This window comes from Sinorhizobium meliloti (assembly GCF_017876815.1).
Taxonomy (GTDB): Bacteria; Pseudomonadota; Alphaproteobacteria; order Rhizobiales; family Rhizobiaceae; genus Sinorhizobium; species Sinorhizobium meliloti.
This window is the reverse complement of record NZ_JAGIOS010000001.1, coordinates 2728028-2746694: the sequence shown is the minus strand read 5'-3', so window position 1 is coordinate 2746694 and position 18667 is coordinate 2728028. Positions and strand designations below refer to the sequence as shown.

Annotated in this window: 15 protein-coding genes; 1 reads left to right on the top strand and 14 read right to left on the bottom strand. The window is 63.6% G+C overall.

The window, feature by feature from the left end; translation table 11 throughout:
* Positions 1-48: 48 nt before the first annotated feature.
* From ftsA to aqpZ, 4 genes are all read right to left on the bottom strand, one after another.
* The gene (gene ftsA, locus JOH52_RS13115; protein ID WP_010969742.1) at positions 49-1377 is read right to left on the bottom strand and encodes a cell division protein FtsA; all 1329 of its coding nucleotides are present in this window, start codon (positions 1375-1377) and stop codon (positions 49-51) included.
* Complete coding sequence (ftsQ, locus tag JOH52_RS13110; protein WP_010969743.1) at positions 1374-2303, bottom strand: cell division protein FtsQ; 930 nt, start codon at positions 2301-2303, stop codon at positions 1374-1376. The genes ftsA and ftsQ overlap by 4 nt, the downstream gene beginning before the upstream one ends.
* Positions 2291-3217, bottom strand: coding sequence for a D-alanine--D-alanine ligase (locus tag JOH52_RS13105; RefSeq protein WP_010969744.1), 927 nt, complete (start codon positions 3215-3217; stop codon positions 2291-2293). Before JOH52_RS13105 ends, ftsQ begins: the two co-directional genes overlap by 13 nt.
* A 310-nt stretch (positions 3218-3527) precedes the next feature.
* Positions 3528-4214: an aquaporin Z gene (gene aqpZ / locus JOH52_RS13100; RefSeq protein WP_003529119.1), complete on the bottom strand. Its 687-nt coding sequence runs from the start codon at positions 4212-4214 to the stop codon at positions 3528-3530.
* 402 nt (positions 4215-4616) lie between these two features.
* Between aqpZ and JOH52_RS13095 the strand changes: the two genes are divergently transcribed.
* Positions 4617-5927 carry an MFS transporter gene (locus tag JOH52_RS13095; RefSeq protein WP_003529121.1) on the top strand — a complete coding sequence of 437 codons (1311 nt, stop codon included), beginning with the start codon at positions 4617-4619 and terminating at the stop codon, positions 5925-5927.
* Between the two features lie 71 nt (positions 5928-5998).
* Here JOH52_RS13095 and murB read toward each other — a convergent pair whose 3' ends face one another.
* The 10 genes from murB to ftsL form a co-directional block, all read right to left on the bottom strand.
* Positions 5999-6973 carry a UDP-N-acetylmuramate dehydrogenase gene (gene murB / locus JOH52_RS13090; protein WP_010969746.1) on the bottom strand — a complete coding sequence of 325 codons (975 nt, stop codon included), beginning with the start codon at positions 6971-6973 and terminating at the stop codon, positions 5999-6001.
* On the bottom strand, positions 6970-8385 hold the full coding sequence (murC, locus tag JOH52_RS13085) for a UDP-N-acetylmuramate--L-alanine ligase (RefSeq protein WP_003529126.1): 1416 nt from the start codon (positions 8383-8385) through the stop codon (positions 6970-6972). Before murC ends, murB begins: the two co-directional genes overlap by 4 nt.
* Positions 8382-9506 (bottom strand): undecaprenyldiphospho-muramoylpentapeptide beta-N-acetylglucosaminyltransferase, encoded by a 1125-nt coding sequence (gene murG, locus JOH52_RS13080; protein WP_010969747.1) that lies wholly within the window; start codon positions 9504-9506, stop codon positions 8382-8384. Before murG ends, murC begins: the two co-directional genes overlap by 4 nt.
* Positions 9507-9509: 3 nt before the next feature.
* Complete coding sequence (ftsW, locus tag JOH52_RS13075; protein ID WP_003529129.1) at positions 9510-10664, bottom strand: putative lipid II flippase FtsW; 1155 nt, start codon at positions 10662-10664, stop codon at positions 9510-9512.
* Positions 10665-10721: 57 nt separating this feature from the next.
* The gene (gene murD / locus JOH52_RS13070) at positions 10722-12113 is read right to left on the bottom strand and encodes a UDP-N-acetylmuramoyl-L-alanine--D-glutamate ligase (protein ID WP_010969748.1); all 1392 of its coding nucleotides are present in this window, start codon (positions 12111-12113) and stop codon (positions 10722-10724) included.
* A 6-nt stretch (positions 12114-12119) separates the two neighbouring features.
* Positions 12120-13220, bottom strand: a complete 1101-nt coding sequence (mraY, locus tag JOH52_RS13065; protein WP_003529135.1) for a phospho-N-acetylmuramoyl-pentapeptide-transferase — start codon at positions 13218-13220, stop codon at positions 12120-12122.
* 241 nt (positions 13221-13461) lie between these two features.
* Positions 13462-14895: a UDP-N-acetylmuramoylalanyl-D-glutamyl-2,6-diaminopimelate--D-alanyl-D-alanine ligase gene (locus tag JOH52_RS13060; RefSeq protein WP_013844642.1), complete on the bottom strand. Its 1434-nt coding sequence runs from the start codon at positions 14893-14895 to the stop codon at positions 13462-13464.
* Between the two features lies 1 nt (position 14896).
* Positions 14897-16357 carry a UDP-N-acetylmuramoyl-L-alanyl-D-glutamate--2,6-diaminopimelate ligase gene (locus tag JOH52_RS13055; protein WP_010969750.1) on the bottom strand — a complete coding sequence of 487 codons (1461 nt, stop codon included), beginning with the start codon at positions 16355-16357 and terminating at the stop codon, positions 14897-14899.
* A gap of 166 nt (positions 16358-16523) precedes the next feature.
* The gene (locus JOH52_RS13050; RefSeq protein WP_010969751.1) at positions 16524-18272 is read right to left on the bottom strand and encodes a peptidoglycan D,D-transpeptidase FtsI family protein; all 1749 of its coding nucleotides are present in this window, start codon (positions 18270-18272) and stop codon (positions 16524-16526) included.
* Positions 18272-18667: a cell division protein FtsL gene (gene ftsL, locus JOH52_RS13045; protein WP_003529141.1), complete on the bottom strand. Its 396-nt coding sequence runs from the start codon at positions 18665-18667 to the stop codon at positions 18272-18274. The genes JOH52_RS13050 and ftsL overlap by 1 nt, the downstream gene beginning before the upstream one ends.

Genomic DNA, 18667 nt, shown 5'->3' with positions numbered 1-18667 from the left:
TTCCTTCAAACTCGAACACCTGTCTCGTCCGGCGATATGCCGACCGATCTAGAAACTTTCTTTCAGCCATTGCCCCATCCGGGCGAAACGGCTGTTGCCGCCGAGGGTGGAGAACATGCCGCTGCCGGCGGCATGTGTCTCGAGGTCGGCGACCTGAGGGTAGATCATCAGCCCGACGGCCGTGGAAAAGGCCGGGCCCTTGGCAGCGGCCGGCAGGCCGGATACGCCGAGCGGGCGGCCGATGCGGACATTGCGCGCAAGAATGCGCCGCGCCGCTTCCGGCAGACCGGTCAGCTGGCTGGCTCCCCCCGTCAAGACGATGCGCTTGCCGACGATCGGGCTGAAACCGGACCGCTGGATGCGGTCGCGTATGAGTTCCAGCGTCTCTTCGATGCGAGCGCGAACGATGCGCGAGACCAGAGCGCGCGGCACGTGCGTCGGCTGGTCGCGGTCGTCTTCGCCGATCGGCGGAACCGAAATGATATCGCGCTCGTCCGCGCTGTTCGGAAGCGCCGAACCGTGCACGACCTTCAGACGCTCGGCATCCTCGATGCGGGTGGACAGGCCGCGCGCCAGATCGGTCGTGACGTGGTGGCCGCCAAGGCCGACGGCGTCCGCATGGACGAGCTTGCCTTCGGCGAAAACCGAGATCGTCGTCGTACCGCCACCCATGTCGATGGCCGCACATCCGAGCTCGACCTCGTCATCCACGAGTGCCGCAAGCCCGCTGGCATAAGGCGTCGCGACCATGCCCTCGACCGAGAGGTGAGCGCGATTGACGCAGAGCTCGAGGTTCTTCAGTGCGGGCCGCTCCGCCGTCAGCACATGCATGTCGACGCCGAGAACGTCACCGAACATCGCCAGCGGGTCGCGGATGCCGCGCTCGCCGTCCAGCGAGAAGCCGGTCGGCAGAGAGTGCAGGATGGCGCGGTCGGTGCGCAGCGACTGGTGCCCCGCGGCAGCGAGTACCTTCTTCAGATCGTTCGCCTCGACCTCCTGCCCGCCGAGATCGATCGTCGCGGTATAGACGTCGCTCTGCAGGCGGCCGGCTGAAACATTCACGATGAGGCTGTCGATCGTCAGTCCCGCCATGCGCTCGGCTGCATCGACCGCAAGCCGGACGACGCTTTCGACCGCATCGAGATCGGCGATGACGCCATTCTTGACGCCCCGCGACTTCTGGTGACCGATGCCGATGACCTCGATGCTGTGCGTGCGCCCGGGCAGGATCTGGCTCTCGGCACGCGGCGTCAGGCGGCCGATCATGCATACCACCTTGGTCGAGCCGATATCGAGCACCGACACGACATGCGACCGCTTCGAGGGCAAGGGCTTCAGACGCGGAAGGCCGAAATTGGCGGATCCGAACAAACTCATATCCGCTTCTCCTGGGCTTTCAGCATCTTCTCCCTCGCCTTGAGTGCGACTTCCCGGCGCTTCACAGCTTCCGGCGTCAACTGTACGGTCGTGCGGTCTTCGAGCCTGAGATCGACGGCGGCGATGTCGCGCTCGAGCAATTGATGCGTGTCTTGCATACCGGCGAGCACGCTCATCGCGCGGGCGACATCCTTTTCCGGAAGCTTCACCACGACGCCGTTGTTGAGCCGCAGATCCCAGCGGCGCCCGGCCACGCGCACGAAGGCCTTGACGCGGGAGCGGAACTCCGGCCAGCGGGAAAACTCGTCGTAGAACGCGGCCGCCGCCGTCTCCGCGTCGCGGCCGACGAAAAGCGGCAGGCTGGCGAACTTGTTGTCCCTGAGCGGCGCGATGACGCTGCCGCTGCGCTCTATGAGCGAGAGATCCGATCCGTGCTGCCAGATACCGAAGGCTTCGCGCTCCTTGAGAACGACCTCGATCGTGCCCGGATAGACCTTGCGAACCGTGACGGTCTCGACCCAGGGCAGTTCGCCGATCAGCCGACGCGCCTCCTCGATATCGAGCGCCACCAGTGACGTCGTGCCGTCCAGGCCGAGCTGCTGGAGGATGTCGATCTCGGAGGTCTGCGCGTTGCCGGAGACGCGGACGTCCTCGATCGCGAAGCCGGCGGCAGTCGTCGAGACCTGCGCGAAGCTCTGCGTATGGCCGCCGAGCGACATGCCATAGAGGCCCGTCGCCACCATGAAAGCTGCGGCGGCTACTGTTCCGGTATGATTCGGGAAGCGGATTCGACCGGCGCCAAGGCTGATCAGAAAGCGCACGCCCCTGCGCAGCGGCCGCGGCAGGACGAACGCTTCATCCGCCTCGGCGACACCGTCGGCCGGGTAACGAACCCTCTTGCCCCTTCTGCCCCTCAGCGCAAGCACGACGCGTCCTCCACCATCCACCTGAGAAATTCACCGAACTGAAGGCCAGCATGCTGCGCCATTTCGGGCACCAGGGATGTTGGGGTCATGCCGGGTTGGGTGTTGATCTCGAGCCAGATCAACTCGCCCTCACCATCCCCACGATCGTCGAAACGAAAGTCGGACCGGCTGACGCCGCGGCAACCGATCGCCTGATGCGCCTTCAACGCCAGTGTTTGTATTTTTTGGTAAATATTTGGTGAAATCTGTGCAGGTATGACGTGCTTCGAACCACCTTTTACGTATTTCGAGTCGTAATCGTAGAAGGCGTGCCCCTGCGGAATGATTTCAGTGACGCCGAGGGCGACGTCGCCCATGACACCGCAGGTGAATTCGCGCCCCGCAATATAGCGCTCGACCATGACGCGGTCGCCGTAGCGCCACTCGCTCGAGGTGATCACCTGAGGCGGATGCGACTGATCCTCCTTGACGATCACCACTCCGAAGCTCGACCCCTCGCGGACCGGCTTCACCACGTAAGGCGGCTTCATCGGGTGCTGATTGCCGAAGCTGCGCCGGTCCATGACCAAGGCTTCGGCAACCGGAATGCCGGCAGCCTTGGCGACATGCTTTGCCTGATCTTTATCCATGGCCAGCGCCGAGGCTAAAACGCCCGAATGGGTATAGGGAATCTCGAGATATTCGAGAATGCCCTGGATCGTCCCGTCCTCGCCGAACGGCCCATGAAGCGCGTTGAAGACGACATCCGGACGCAATTCCTGAAGAACCGCCGCGACGTCGCGACCGACATCGACGCGCGTGACGCGATAGCCTTCGGCCTCCAGGGCATCCGCGCAAGCAGTCCCCGAAGACAGGCTCACCGGCCTCTCCGAGGAAAATCCGCCCAACAGGACAGCAACATGCTTGCTGCTCATTCAAACCCCCAAACAATACGCCACTATCGCGAAGCTTGCTTGCACCTGGCTGATTTCGAAGCCGCGATTCGCGAGACCGCCGCGTAGAACCACTACAACGACATTATGGTTAATGAAGTGTTTACTTTGGTTAACTCTCGCCGCGAAACGCGCTTCGGCGACACCCGTCAAGAATCAACCAGAGACAAGATTTCCTAGCTGAATCAGAGCTTTCTGTGGCTTGCAAGGGAAATAATCTTAGGAAAGGTAGAGCCCGCCTGCGTGTGCAGGCGGGCTCTACAAGGCCTTGCGTCGCGCTATCTTTCTCGACCTAGCTATCGTCGCCGACGATCTTCCATACGATTCCGGCGATGACCGCACCGATCAGCGGCGCGACCCAGAAGAGCCAGAGCTGGGAAATCGCCCAATCGCCGACGAACAGAGCCTGTCCGGTCGAACGCGCCGGATTGACCGAGGTGTTGGTGACCGGGATCGAGACGAGGTGAATCAAGGTCAGCCCCAGGCCGATGGCGATGGGCGCGAAGCCCACAGGCACACGGCTATGCGTCGAGCCAAGAATGATGAGCAGGAAAAAGGCGGTCATGACGACCTCGGTGACGAGCGCCGCCGTCAACGAATAACCGCCCGGCGAGTGTTCGCCGTAGCCATTGGCGGCAAAACCGCCAAGCTGGAAATCGGCCTTGCCGCTGGCGATCACGTAGAGCACGGCAGCTGCGGCGATCGCGCCGGCGACCTGCGCGAGGATGTAACCGACGAGGCTTGCCGGCGGCATTCTGCCGGCAACGGCAAGCCCGACCGATACCGCCGGATTGAAATGACCGCCCGAAATCCCGCCGACCGCATAGGCCATGGTCAGCACCGTAAGGCCGAAGGCAAAGGAGACCCCAAGCAGGCCGATGCCGACCTCCGGGAAGGCAGCGGCAAGCACGGCGCTGCCGCACCCGCCGAGAACGAGCCAGAAAGTACCGAGAAATTCCACAGAGAGCTTCCTGAACATGAATATTCCCCCGAACCGAAGCAAAACGCTTCGCCGGCGAGAGTTCTCCAGTATTCGATTCCCGTCAAGCGGGAGATGTATTTTCAGGCGATGCCCGCAATACGGGAAGACAATGAATTCGCGTAGGCGGGAATGCCGGCTGATCGAGCACACGGGCGGCGATATGCCGGTGGAATATTCCTTCGCCGGCAAGCGCATTTAGTTCGCATTTCTTACGAAATCAGGCTTTCTCGATGTGAAAACTTGCGCTAAGAACCGGCCGCCCGCCTCCCAAGACGGCATGACCGCCAGATCGTTTGATTGTGTCCATCGGACAGCGAACTGATCTAACCCTATGAAACTACGCAATTCCGGCGGGGGAGAGTTACTCGCTTTCCCGCCAATTGCTCCAGGAACGAACCAATGACAGACGCGACAACCTCGCTGTCGCCGCAGGATGGTGCGTTGCATCGGCAGGCCGTGAACTCCCCTGCCCGGGTGCTGTTCGCCAGCCTCGTCGGCACGACGATCGAATTCTTCGACTTCTATGTCTATGCGACCGCAGCGGTGATCATCTTCCCGCACCTCTTCTTCCCTGCAGCCGATCCGACCTCGGCAATGCTGCAGTCCCTCGCCACCTTCTCGATCGCCTTCTTCGCCCGCCCGCTCGGCGCCGTGATCTTCGGTCACTTCGGCGACAGGATCGGCCGCAAGGCGACGCTCGTCGCCGCGCTGATGACCATGGGCATCTCGACGGTCGTCATCGGCCTGTTGCCCACCTATTCGACGATCGGCGTCGTGGCACCGCTGCTGCTTGCCCTCTGCCGCTTCGGCCAGGGCCTCGGCCTCGGCGGCGAATGGGGCGGCGCGGTTTTGCTCGCCACCGAGAATGCGCCTGAAGGCAAGCGGAGCTGGTACGCCATGTTCCCGCAACTCGGCGCGCCGATCGGCTTCATCCTGTCGGCCGGAACCTTCCTCATCCTCGGCGAGGTCATGAGCGAAGAGGCCTTCCTCGCCTGGGGCTGGCGCGTTCCCTTCATCGCCAGCGTGCTGCTCGTGATCGTCGGCCTCTATGTCCGCCTGAAGATCACCGAAACGCCGGAATTCCAGAAGGCGATCGACAAGCACGAGCGCGTCGAGGTGCCGGTCGCCGCGATCTTCCGCTCGCACAAGCGAAGCCTCGTACTCGGCACCTTCGTGGCGCTCGCGACCTTCGTCCTGTTCTATCTGATGACCGTCTTCTCGCTCTCCTGGGGCACGACCAAGCTCGGCTATTCGCGCGAACAGTTCCTCCTCGTACAGATGACGGGCGTCGTCTTCTTCGGCCTGATGATCCCCGTCTCCGGCATCCTTTCGGACCGCTTCGGCCGCCGTCTCGTGCTGGTACTGACGACGATCGGGATCGGCGTTTTCGGCCTCTTCATGGCACCGCTCCTGTCATCCGGTCTCGGCGGGGCCTTCGTCTTCTCGATCGTCGGCCTCGGCCTGATGGGCCTCACCTACGGGCCGATCGGCGCCGCACTGGCCGCCCCCTTCCCGACCGCAGTGCGCTACACCGGCGCCTCGATGACCTTCAACCTCGCCGGCATCTTCGGCGCGTCGCTGGCGCCCTACATCGCCACCTGGCTCGCGACCAATTACAGCCTCGGCCATGTCGGCTACTATCTGCTGGCGGCGGCTTCGATCACGCTCGTCTGCCTGCTTCTTTCGAACGAGGAAGAGGTCTCGGGCTGAGATGGAATAATCCTGAAAAAGGGCCGCGGCGGATATCCGTCGCGGCCCTTTTCTTTGGTCCTGATTTCGGCTCAGGCCGTGGCGCGGCCGAGGAATTCCCTGATTTCGTAGCCCGGCATGAAATTGCCGACCCGCTTGATTTCCCATTCCAGCTTCACGCCCGAATGCTCCATCACCCGCTGGCGCACGGTCTCACCGAGATATTCGAGCTCGTAGCCCGTCGCCTGTCCGGTATTGATCATGAAATTGCAGTGAAGCGGCGACATCTGGGCATTGCCGATCATCATCCCGCGGCAGCCGGCCTCGTCGATCAGCTTCCAGGCCGAATGGCCGTCCGGGTTCTTGAAGGTGGATCCGCCGGTCTTCTCGCGGATCGGCTGCACCGTTTCGCGATGCTGGCGCACGGCGTCCATGTCGGTGCGGATCTTGGTCTTGTCTTCCGCATAACCCTCGAAGATCGCATGCGTGAAAATCAGCTCCTTGGCCGCGCCGGAATGGCGGTAGCCATAGCCCATCTCCGCTTTGCTCAGGACATGCCTGTTGCCCTTGCGGTCGACGGCATGGACCTCGACGACGCGTTCGCTGGTTTCGCCGCTATTGGCGCCGGCGTTCATGCGGAGTGCCCCGCCGATCGAACCGGGAATGCCGTAATAGAAGTAGAAGCCGCCGATGCCATGGTCGAGCGCCATGGCGGCGATGTTCTTGTCCGGGCAGATCGCGCCCGCCTTGATGCGGTTTTCACCGGCGAGTTCGAGATCGCCGAAGCCCTTCGCAGAAAGCCGGATGACGACGCCCGGAATACCGCCGTCGCGCACGAGCAGGTTGGAGCCCACGCCGACGACCATCACCGGCACCTCTTCGGGCACCAGCTTCAGGAAGGCGACGAGGTCGTCGGTGTCGTGCGGCTGGAACATGAGTTCGGCAAGGCCGCCCGCACGAAACCAGGTGACGCGGTCCATCGGGGCATCGGGCGTGAGACGTCCGCGGATTGCAGCGACGCCGCTTCCGAGCGAATCGAGAAGTTTCTGACCGTTGACCTGTTTCATGCTCGATTTCCTGAAATTTCCGCGAGCTGCTTGGGCAAGGCCGCGGCCCAATAGGTAATGCTGCCAGCTCCCAAGAGAACCACAAAATCGCCCGGCTGCGCAATCTTCGCGATAACAGGCGCCAGTGCCTCCTGTCCGGGGACGTGGCGGGCATCGCGATGGCCGGCAGCCTTGATGCGGTCGACAAGCGCTTCCGAACTGACGCCCTCTATGGCTTCCTCGCCGGCCGCATAGACCGGAGCGAGCAGGATCGTATCGGCGTCGTTGAAGCAGGAGGTGAAGTCCTCGAAGAGGCTCGACAGGCGCGAATAGCGATGCGGCTGGTGGACCGCGACGATGCGCCCCTGGCACGCCTCCCGCGCCGCCCTCAGGACTGCCCTGATCTCGACCGGGTGGTGGCCGTAATCGTCGAAGATGCGCGCGCCGTTCCATTCGCCCGTCAGCGTGAAGCGGCGCTTGACGCCGCCAAAGGTGGCAAGACCTCTCGCTATGTCCTCGGGCTTGATGCCGAGCCGCTGTGCGACCGCTACGGCAGCCGTGGCGTTCGAGACATTATGGCGTCCGGGCATCGGCAGCCTGAGATCCTTGATCTCGATCACCTGGCCCGTGCGGCGGCGGCGGATCTCGATATCGAAGATGGAGGTCGCACCGTCCATGCGGATATTGTGGAAGCGCACGTCGGCCTGGGGGTTCTCGCCGTAGGTGACGACCTTCCGGTCCTCGATCTTGCCGACCATGGACTGGACTTCCGGATGGTCGAGACACAGCACGCCAAATCCGTAAAAGGGCACGTTCTCGACGAACTGCCGGAAGGCGGCGCGCACGGCGTCGAAACTGCCGTAGTGGTCGAGATGTTCGGGATCGATATTGGTGACGACCGCGATGTCGGCCGGCAGCTTCAGGAACGTGCCGTCGGATTCGTCCGCTTCGACCACCATCCATTCGCCGGCGCCCATGCGCGCATTGGTGCCGTAGGCGTTGATGATGCCGCCGTTGATCACGGTCGGATCGAGGCCGCCCGCATCGAGCAGGGCGGCGACCATCGAGGTCGTCGTCGTCTTGCCGTGGGTCCCGCCGATCGCAATTGCATTTCGGAAGCGCATCAGCTCGGCAAGCATCTCGGCCCGGCGCACGACCGGCAGGAATTTCTCGCGCGCAGCGATGAGCTCGGGATTGTCCTTCTTGATCGCCGTCGAGACGACGACCACCTCGGCATCGCCGAGATTTTCCGCTTTGTGCCCGATGGAGATGCTGATGCCCTTTTCCCGCAGACGCTGCACATTGGCGCTGTCGGCCTGGTCGGAACCCTGGACGCGATGGCCGAGATTGTGCAGGACTTCGGCAATACCGCTCATGCCGATGCCGCCGATACCAATGAAATGTACGAGCCCGATCGTCTTCGGCATCTTCATGAGCGTGTTTCCTTGAACTTCGCGACTGTCGAGCCGCTGGCAATAGCCTCTACCAGCAAGGCAAGCAAGCGCGCGGCATCCGGCTTGCCGGTCTGGCGGGCGCCAGCCGCCATCTGCGCCAGCGCATCCGGGTTGCTCATCGCATCCGCAAGGATGCCGGCGAGGCGCTCGGCGCTGAGCTCCACCTGCGCGATCACGCGCGCCCCCCCTTTCGCGGCGAGTGCGGCGGCATTGGCTGCCTGGTCGTGGTCGAGAGCGTAGGGATATGGCACCAGGATCGCCGGGCGCCCGATGACCGAGATTTCCGAAACGGTGGAAGCGCCCGAGCGGCAGATAAGGAGCTGCGCCGAAGCGATCCGACCGGCCATGTCGGTGAAGAAGGGGGAGACCTCAGCGGGAACGCCGAGCTTCTCGTAGACCGCGATGACGCCTTCCCGGTCCTCGGGCCGGGCCTGCTGCGTCACCTTCAGCCGCTGGCGCAGCGCGTCGTCGAGCCGGCAGACCGCCTGCGGCACCGCTTTCGAGAAGAATTGCGCGCCCTGGCTGCCACCGAAGACCACGAGATGAAAGGGCGCATCGCCGGCAGCCGGCGCATAAGGAACCCCGGCAGCCTTCAGTACCGCGGGGCGCACAGGGTTTCCGGTCGCCACGGTCTTCGCCGCGAAGGCTCCGGTGCCTTCCGGAAGAAAGCCGCCGGCGACGGCCTTGACCCGCGATGCGAGCATTTTGTTGGCGCGGCCCATCACCGCGTTCTGTTCGTGGATGATGGACGGAATGCCCATGCCCGTGGCCGCAAGCAGCGGCGGCACCGTCGGGTAGCCGCCGAAGCCGACGACGGCCCTGGGCTTAAGCCTGGCAATCAATCGCCGGGCCGCCCTCAGACCCGTCCAGAGCTTCCACACCGACCGGGCGAGTTTCACCGGATTCTTCGAGCCGATCGTCGCCGACGGCACGACATGAATCTCGTCGGCCGGGAACTTCCCCGTGAAGCGTTCGGCACGGCTGTCCGTCACCAGATGCACGGAATAACCCGTCGCTTTCAGCTCATGCGCCAGCGCCTCGGCTGGAAAGAGGTGCCCGCCGGTCCCGCCGGCGGCAAGAAGAATGATGCCTTTATCCATGTCTCACTCCGCCGGCACTCCGACGCCCGATCGAAAGAGGCTGCGCTCGACGGCACGCTTCTCGGGCCGATGACGCGTCAGTGCCAGAATGAATCCCGCTGTCACGCAGATCGCCACCATCGACGACCCGCCATAGGAAATCAGCGGGAGCGTCATGCCCTTGGCCGGAAGCAGCTCCAGATTCACGCCGATATTGATCATCGACTGAATGCCGATTTGCAGGACCAGCCCGGCAACCGCGAACCGGTTGAAATCGTTGCGCTCACGGAAGGCATGATTGAGGCCGCGCATAACCACGAAGGCGAAAATCACGACGACGACCATGCAGAAGACGATGCCGAACTCCTCCGCAGCGACGGAGAAGATGAAGTCCGTATGGCTGTCCGGAATGATGCGCTTCACCACGCCCTCGCCCGGGCCGCGGCCGAACCAGTCACCGCGAATGATCGCCTCGCGGGCCGTATCCACCTGGAACGTATCGCCTTCTCCGGTCAGGAACCGGTCGATGCGGCCGGCGACGTGAGGCAGGATGGAATAGGCGGCGAAAAACCCGCCTATCGCCACCGACGCGAGCACGATGATCCAGAGCCATGGCATGCCCGCCATGAAGAACATGCCGCCCCAGACCACCGTCGTGAGGATGGTCTGGCCGAGGTCGGGCTGGGCGACGAGGAGCGCCCCGACGATACCGAAGAGGAGGATCGAAAGCAGATTGCCGGGAATTTCCGGCTGCCGTGCATGTTCGGCGAAAAGCCAGGCGCAGACCACGACAAAGGCGGGCTTCATGAATTCCGAGGGCTGTATCGAAATGCCGGCGAGCGACAGCCACCGCCTGGAACCCTTGACCTCCTGGCCGAAGAACAGAGCCAGCACCATCATCGCCGTGGAAATCACGAGCAGGATGATCGCCGTGCGCCGCACCTGTCGCGGCGAGAGAAAGGAGATGCCGACCATCACCACCAGCGACGGCAGGAGGAAGAGCGCATGGCGCTTGACGAAGTGGAAGCTGTCGAGGCCGAGCCGTTCGGCGACCGGGGGGCTTGCGGCGAAGGAGAGCATGAAGCCCACGCCCATCAGCAGGATGAAGGCGGCGAGAAAAAATCTGTCGATCGTCCAGAACCAGTCGGCCACGGGGCCACGTTCGGCTCGGCTTACCATCAGTCTGTCCCCTTTCCCGGCGCCTAGTGCGCCAACATCCACTACCGGCCGGAGCCGTCAGATCAGCATGCTCACGCCCTCGAGCGCCGCCACATGGCCGACGAAGGCATCTCCGCGCACCTCGAAGTTCTTGTACTGGTCGAAGCTTGCGCAAGCCGGAGAAAGCATCACGGCCGCCGGACCTTGCGAGTCCCGCGCCGCATCCGCTGCCGCGTGCGCAACCGCCTTTTCCAACGTCCCGGAGATTTCGTAGGGCACTGCCTCGCCGAGTGTCGCGGCGAAGGAGGGGGCCGCCTCTCCGATCAGATAGGCCTTGACGATCTTCGGGAAGAACGGCGCCAGTGACGTGATGCCGCCCTCCTTCGGCAGACCGCCGGCGATCCAGTAGATTCGGTCGTAACTCGAAAGCGCCGGGGCTGCAGCCTCTGCATTGGTCGCCTTGCTGTCGTTGACGAAGACGACCTCTCCCTTTTTCGCAACCGGCTGCATCCGGTGCTTGAGGCCCGGAAAGCTCCTGAGGCCGTCGACGATATCCTTCCCGGAGATGCCGACCGCCAGGCAGGCGGCGATCGCAGCCGCAGCATTCTGGGCATTGTGCCCTCCGCGCAGCGTCTGGATCCCGGCGAGATCGGTAAAGAGCGACGATGCCCCGTCCTGCGCACGCATCAGCGCCGAGCCTTCGGCATAGATGCCTTCGGCAAGAGGGTGGCGGCGCGAGATACGCACGACCTTTGTTCCTGCCCGCTCCACCCGGTCGGCGATCAGGCTCGAGAGGCTGTCGTCGACGCCGACCACCGCCGTTCCGCTCCCCGCCACCAGACGCTCCTTGATGTCCGCATAGTGCTGCATCGTGCCGTGGCGATCCAGGTGATCCGGCGTCAGGTTGAGCAGTATCCCGGCGGTCGGGTCGAGCGTTGGCGCAAGGTCGATCTGGTAGGATGAGCATTCGACGACATAGAAGCGCCCTGCTTTCGGCGGGTCCAGCGTCAGCACCGCGGTGCCGATATTGCCGCCGAGCTGCGTGTCGCGCCCGCTTGTCCTGAGGATATGGGCGATCAGCGCCGTCGTCGTGGACTTGCCGTTGGTGCCGGTGATGGCGATGAAGGGGCAATCGGGCGCGTGTTTGCGCCGCTCACGCACGAAGAGCTCCACATCCCCGATGATCTCGACGCCGGCCTGATGCGCGAGATCGACGCTCCAGTGCGGCTTCGGATGCGTCAGCGGAACGCCGGGCGAAAGCACGAAGGCGGCGAAGGCATGCCAGTCGGCGCCGCGCAAATCAGCGGTGGCTATTCCGGCCGCGGCAGCCTTGGCGACGCTGTCAGGATTGTCGTCCCACGCCACGACATCTGCGCCGCCCGAAACGAGTGCCTGAGCCGTAGCGAGGCCCGAGCCGCCTAGCCCGAAGAGTGCGACCTTCCTGCCCTTGAATGAGGTGACCGGGATCATCGTGGCTCACCGCAGCTTCAGCGTGGAGAGGCCGACCATTGCGAGGATCACTGCGATGATCCAGAAACGGATCACCACCTGGCTTTCCGTCCAGCCCTTCTTCTCGAAGTGATGGTGGATCGGCGCCATCAGGAACACGCGATGCCCGGTGCGCTTGAACCAGAAGACCTGGATGATCACCGACAGCGTCTCGATGACGAAGAGCCCGCCGATGATGATCATGACGATCTCGTGCTTGGTCGCGACGGCCACGGTGCCAATCAGGCCGCCGAGCGCAAGCGAACCCGTATCGCCCATGAAAATCGCGGCAGGCGGTGCGTTGAACCACAGGAAGCCGAGTCCCGCGCCGATCACGGCGCCAAGGATCACCGCGAGTTCGCCGGTGCCGGGCACGAAATGGATCTGCAGGTAATTGGCGAAGACGGCGTTACCCGCAAGATAGGCGATCAGCCCGAATGCGGCCGACGCGATCATGACGGGAACGATCGCGAGCCCGTCGAGGCCGTCGGTCAGGTTTACCGAATTTCCCGCGCCGACGATGACGAACCCGCCGAACAGCACGAAGAAATATCCGAGATTGAGCATCAGGTCCTTGAAGAAGGGAAAGGTCACCGACGAGCCGAAGGTGGAACCCGCCGCCCCTGCGGAAAGCGCCGCCTGCATCATGAAGAAGACGGCAACGGCGGCGATCACGAACTCGATGCCGAGTCGTGCCTTGCCGGAGAAGCCCTTTTCCGACTGTTTCGTCACCTTGAGATAGTCGTCGTAGAAGCCTATCGCGCCGAAACCGAGCGTCACCAGAAGCGTCGATACGACGTAGATGCTGGACAGATCGGCCCAGAGCAGCGACGACACCACGATGCCGGTCAGGATCATCAACCCGCCCATGGTCGGCGTACCGGCCTTCTTGAAGTGCGTCTGGGGGCCGTCGGCGCGGATCGGCTGGCCCTTGCCCTGGCGGATGCGCAACGAGGCGATCATGGCGGGGCCGAACAGGAACACGATCAAGGCAGAGGTAAAGAGAGCCGCCCCCGTACGGAAGGTGATGTAGCGAAAGAGATTGAAGAATTGAAAGTGGTCCGCCAGTTCCACAAGCCAGATCAGCATAAGGGACCTTTCCCCCAGAAGTTTATAATCGGACATCGTCCAACAGAATCATCTGCCAGAAGATACCCGCTTGCGTTCGACTATGTTAGGCCATTTCCCCTGGCCGAAGGCCGTATCCACCAGCACTGCGGCGCCGCGCACCCTTTCGGGCGTACAAGAGCCGCCGTCACGCTTTCAGTTGCCGCATGTTCTTCCGTAAACCGGTTCCGGTTCGAGGAAACATGCAGCGGTGGCAACGTCCCTATACTTCCCCTGCTCCGGCCGTCTCCTGCGGATAGGCATCGAGAAGCGCCTGGACGATCTTTGCGCAACCCGTGCCTTTCGAAGACTTGACCATCACGACGTCGCCGGCCGAAACCGCGCCGAGGGCGTAGGCCGTGAGATCGCCCACCACATCTCGATGAACGACGGATACCTCCGGCGGCAGAGCGTCGCGCAAATGGGCCATCTCGGGTCCGGCCAGCCAGACATCGGCAATACCCGCCTCGACAACGGGTCCCGCAAGCGCCGCATGAACAGCCGCCGAATGCTCGCCCATTTCCAGCATGTCGCCGAGAACGGCGATGCGTCGCCCGCCGGGCGCCGGCTCGGCGTCGCGAAGAAGCGAGATCGCCGCCCGCATCGACGCGGGATTGGCGTTGTAGCTCTCGTCGATCACGGTGAGGTGCCCGGTGCCGATCCTGAGGCGATGCCGCAGCCCCCGGCCCTTTTCCGGCTGCATGGTCGCAAACGACGCGGCGACGCGGTCGGTATCCGCGCCTGCCAGCGTCGCCGCGGCGATCGCCGCCAAGGCGTTTTCCGCGATATGGCGCCCGGGGGCGCCGATCGCGATTTCAAGCGTTCTGCCTCCGATGCCGGCCCAGAGCACCGAGCCTTCCGCTCCGCCGGCGAACTCGGCCAGACGGAATTCCGATCTCGGATTTGCGCCGAAGGAATGGACATGGCTCACCCCGGCCGCGGCAGCCGCCCTTTCGAGGAGATCGTATTGCGCGCTGTCCCGATTGATGACCGCATGACCTCCATTGACCACGCCTTCGAAGATTTCGGCCTTGGCCGCCGCGATCTCGTCCAGGCTCGTGAAATTGCCGAGATGGGCGGCGGCAATGCTGGTCACAACAGCCACATGCGGACGAACCATCCGTGTCAGCGGCAGAATTTCGCCCGCATGGTTCATCCCGATCTCGAAGACCCCGAAATCGGTCGTCTCCGGCATGCGCGCAAGCGTCAACGGCACGCCCCAGTGATTGTTGAAGGACGCCACGGAGGCGTGGACCCGGCCGAGGGGCGACAGCACGTGCCTCAGCATCTCCTTCGTGGTGGTCTTGCCCACCGATCCCGTGACGGCGATGATTTTCGCCGCGCTGCGGTCGCGTGCCGCGCAACCGAGCCGGATCATCGCCTCCAGCACGTCGTCGACGACGATCATCGGGGCGATCAGGCGCCCGAGCGCCGGCAGCTTCGCTTCGCTGACGACCAGGAGCGCGGCTCCGTTTGCAAGCGCGATACCGGCATAGTCGTGGCCGTCGACGCGATCGCCCCTGATCGCGAAAAAGGCCTCGCCGTCGCCGATCGTGCGGCTGTCGATCGAAATGCCGGTGATACCTTCCGGCAGGTTTCCGACCGGGCGGCCGTTCATCGCGGCCAGAAGATCGCTGCTTGTCCAGAGCCAGTTCAAATCAAAGACCTCCCAGTGCCTTGCGGACCTCCGCGTGGTCGGAGAAAGGCAGCGTCACGGAACCGACCGTCTGCCCCTCTTCATGCCCCTTTCCGGCAACGATCAGCGTATCGCCGGTCTTCAGCATGCCGACAGCCGCGCGGATCGCCTCGGCGCGATCGCCGATTTCCGTAGCTCCCTTGGCCGCGGCCATGATCTCGGCACGGATCACTTCCGGTACTTCCGAGCGCGGATTGTCGTCGGTGACGATCACGACGTCGGCGAGGCGGCTGGCAATCTCTCCCATGATCGGGCGCTTGCCCTTGTCCCGGTCGCCGCCGCACCCGAAAACCACCACGACCCGGCCGGTGGTAAAGGGACGCACGGACTCCAGCACGTTTGCGAGTGCGTCCGGCTTGTGGGCGTAGTCCACATAGGCGAGTGCACCGTCCTTCGTCTGTCCGACGAGCTCCAGCCGCCCCGAAGCGCCCTGCAGCCTCTCCAGCGCCGAGAATGCCGCCTTTGCGGTGATCCCGGTGGACATTGCGAGGCCCGCGGCAACGAGCGCGTTGGCGATCTGGAAATCACCGGCGAGCGGAACGTGAATTTCGTAGATGTCGTCGCCGACATGAACTTCCGCCGACTGCTTGTGGCGGAAGTGCTCGACGCGCTTCAGCGCGATGAAATCGCCGTTGCGCCCGACGGTTCGCACATCGTGGCCTGCCTTGCGAGCGGCAGCGATCGCCTCGGCGGACCATTGGTCGTCTGCGAAGATCACCGCCGGCGAACCTTTCGGCAGGAGCGCCCCGAAGAGGCGCATCTTGGAGGCCATGTAGTGCTCGACAGTCGGATGGTAATCCATGTGATCGCGGCCGAGATTGGTGAAGGCGGCGGCCGCGAGCTCGACCCCGTCCAGCCGCCTCTGGTCCAGCCCGTGGCTCGAAGCCTCCATTGCCGCATGGGTCACGCCCTCGTCGGCAAGTTCGGCAAGCAGCTTGTGCAGGGATACCGGGTCGGGGGTCGTCAGCGAGCCGTATTCGGTGCGGCCGGGCGCCACGACCCCCGTGGTGCCGATCATCGCCGCCGAGAAACCGCTATGCGCCCATATCTGCCGGGTGAAGGAGGCAACGGACGTCTTTCCGGCCGTACCCGTGACCGCCACCATCGTCTCCGGCTGGCGTCCGTAGAAGCTGGATGCCGCTTTTGCAAGGAACCTGCGCGGGTCGGAGATCGCAAAGACGGGCGCACCCGCTTCTGCCGGGGTGCCGGTTCCGGCGACGACCGCCGAAGCTCCGCGAGACAGCGCGTCCGCTATGTAGGCAGCCCCGTCCGCCTTCGATCCGGCGACCGCGACGAAGAGGTCGCCGGGCTTGACCTGCCGGCTATCGGCCGTGATGCCGCCGATCTCGATGGTCGCGGCGTCGCCCTTCAGCTGCGCCGAAAGTTCCGGGAAATTCGATCCCGCCAGGTCCGTGATCTTCATGAACTGCACGTCTCACATCGATATGATCCAACAGCGCCGTGCGTCTTTTCAGACGCGCAAAGGTCGCCGTAACACTTTGAATGCAGCATGGTCTCGTCCTTGAATCGACTCCGGGTTCAGGGAGCCATGCAGCGGAATCGCGAATCGTCCGCCTTTCATTTCACGGTCAATAAGACACAAGCAAGGCAGAACCGTCTTCTCCGAATTTCGGCTCCACGCCGAGCAGCGGAGCGGAGCGGCTGATGATGTCGCGCACCATCGGGGCGGCATTCGAACCGGCCGTGCGTCCCCCGCCTTCGCCGGTCTTCGGCGCGTCGATGAAGGTCAGCACCATGTATTTGGGATCGTCGATCGGAAACGCCGCAAGGAAGGCATTGAAGTTCAGGTCGCTGGCATAGCGGCCGTTGACGACCTTGTCGGCCGTGCCGGTCTTGCCGCCGACATTGAAACCCGGAACGAGCGCCCGCTTGCCGGAACCGGCAATGCCGTTCCAGCGAAGCAGATAGCGCATGTCTTCGCTGGTGCTCTTCTTGACCACGGCGCTCGCGAGTTCGCTCGCCGCTTCCTCGCTGCGCGGCAGGAAGGTCGGAGGGATGAGTTTGCCGCCATTGACCAGCGCGGCACCTGCGACCGCCGTCTGCAGCGGCGTCGTCGAAACGCCGTGGCCGAAGGAGATCGTGATCGAGTTGATCTTCTTCCACTCGCGCGGCTGGCTTGGCGCCTTGACTTCCGGCAGTTCGGTCGGAAGCCTCGTCAGCAGGCCTATCCGGGTGAGGAACTCCTTGTGGCCCGGAATGCCGATCAGGTCGGCGATCTTGGCGGTGCCGATATTCGAGGAATACTGGAAGATTTCCGGCACTGTGAGCACGCGGCGCTTGCCGTGGAAGTCCTTGATCGTGAAGCCGCCGATGCGGATCGGCGCCGTCGCATCGAAACTGTCGTTGAGCGTCACCTTGCCGGAGTCGAGGCCCATGGCGATGGTGAAGGTCTTGAAGGTGGAGCCCATCTCGAACGTGCCGTTCGACATGCGGTTCATCCAGCCCTCTTCTGCGCCTTCCGCAGGCCTGTTCGGGTCGTAATCCGGCACGGAGGCCATGGCCAGCACCTCGCCGGTATGGACGTCGAGCACGACGGCACCGGCGGCAATCGCCTGGTAGTTCTTCATGCCCGCGTCGATGACGTCGCGCACGATGTTCTGTACGCGCACGTCGATCGAAAGCCTGACCGGTTCGAGCTTGGCATCGCTGGTCATTCCGATCGCCGCAAGATCGGCGAGGCCCTGCTCGTCTATGTAGCGCTCCATGCCGGCGACGCCGCGGTTGTCTATGTTGACGTGACCGAGAATGTGGGCGGCAGTCGGCCCGCCCGGATAGAAGCGCCGCTTCTCCGGGCGGAAGCCGATGCCGGGGATGCCGAGCGCGAGTATTTCGCTCTGCTGCTTCGGCGTCAGTTGCCGGCGCAGCCATTGAAAGCGCGAATTCGACTTGAGCTTGTTGTATATCTCGCGTGCGTTGAGATCGGGAAGCACCGTCGCCAAACGCTCCACCGCCTCGTCGGCATCGACGATCTTGTGCGGCTCCGCATAGAGCGAGACGGTACGGATATCGGTTGCGAGAACCTCTCCGTTGCGGTCGAGAATATCCGGCCGCGAGGCCATGAGACTGTCGGCGCGGCCGATCGAGGAAACCGTTTCCGGCTGCGCGAGACCGTATTGGACGAGGCGCCCTCCGATCACCGCATAGACGAGGCCGAAACTGGCGATGATGATCGCTACCCGGCTTTTCGCCCGGCTTGCGCTCTTCTTGCGCGTTCCTTCGAAAGCGACGTTGAGCCCGCTGTCGGCAGGGCGATTATTGCCGCCCGCCGAAAAATGCGCCTTGCTCTTCAGCACCATGATACGAGAGAGAAACGACATCAGCGCGCCACCGAACCTGTTGCGATATTATCGGCCTCGATGACGGCGGCGATATTGTCGGCCGCCTTGTCCTTGGCCTTCTTGTCCTCTTCGGAAGGAGGCAGATCGGCCCTCAGCATCGGCAGCTCCTCCGGCCGCGCCAGCTGCGTCGAGGGGGTCGGCGCGAGTTGCAGGTCGGCTGCAAAGACAGTCACCAGCCTCTCCAGCCGGTTCGGCTGGGTCAGAAGCGCCCAGTCGGCCTTGAGCAGATCGATCGTGTCCTCTTCGAGCTTTATCGCCGCATCGAGCCTGCGCACCTCTTCGAGCTTGTTCTCGGCCTTATGCTTGATCGTGTAGGTGACCGTCGCGGCCGCCGTCATGATGACGATCAGGACAATATCGAGCGTTCTGAGCAT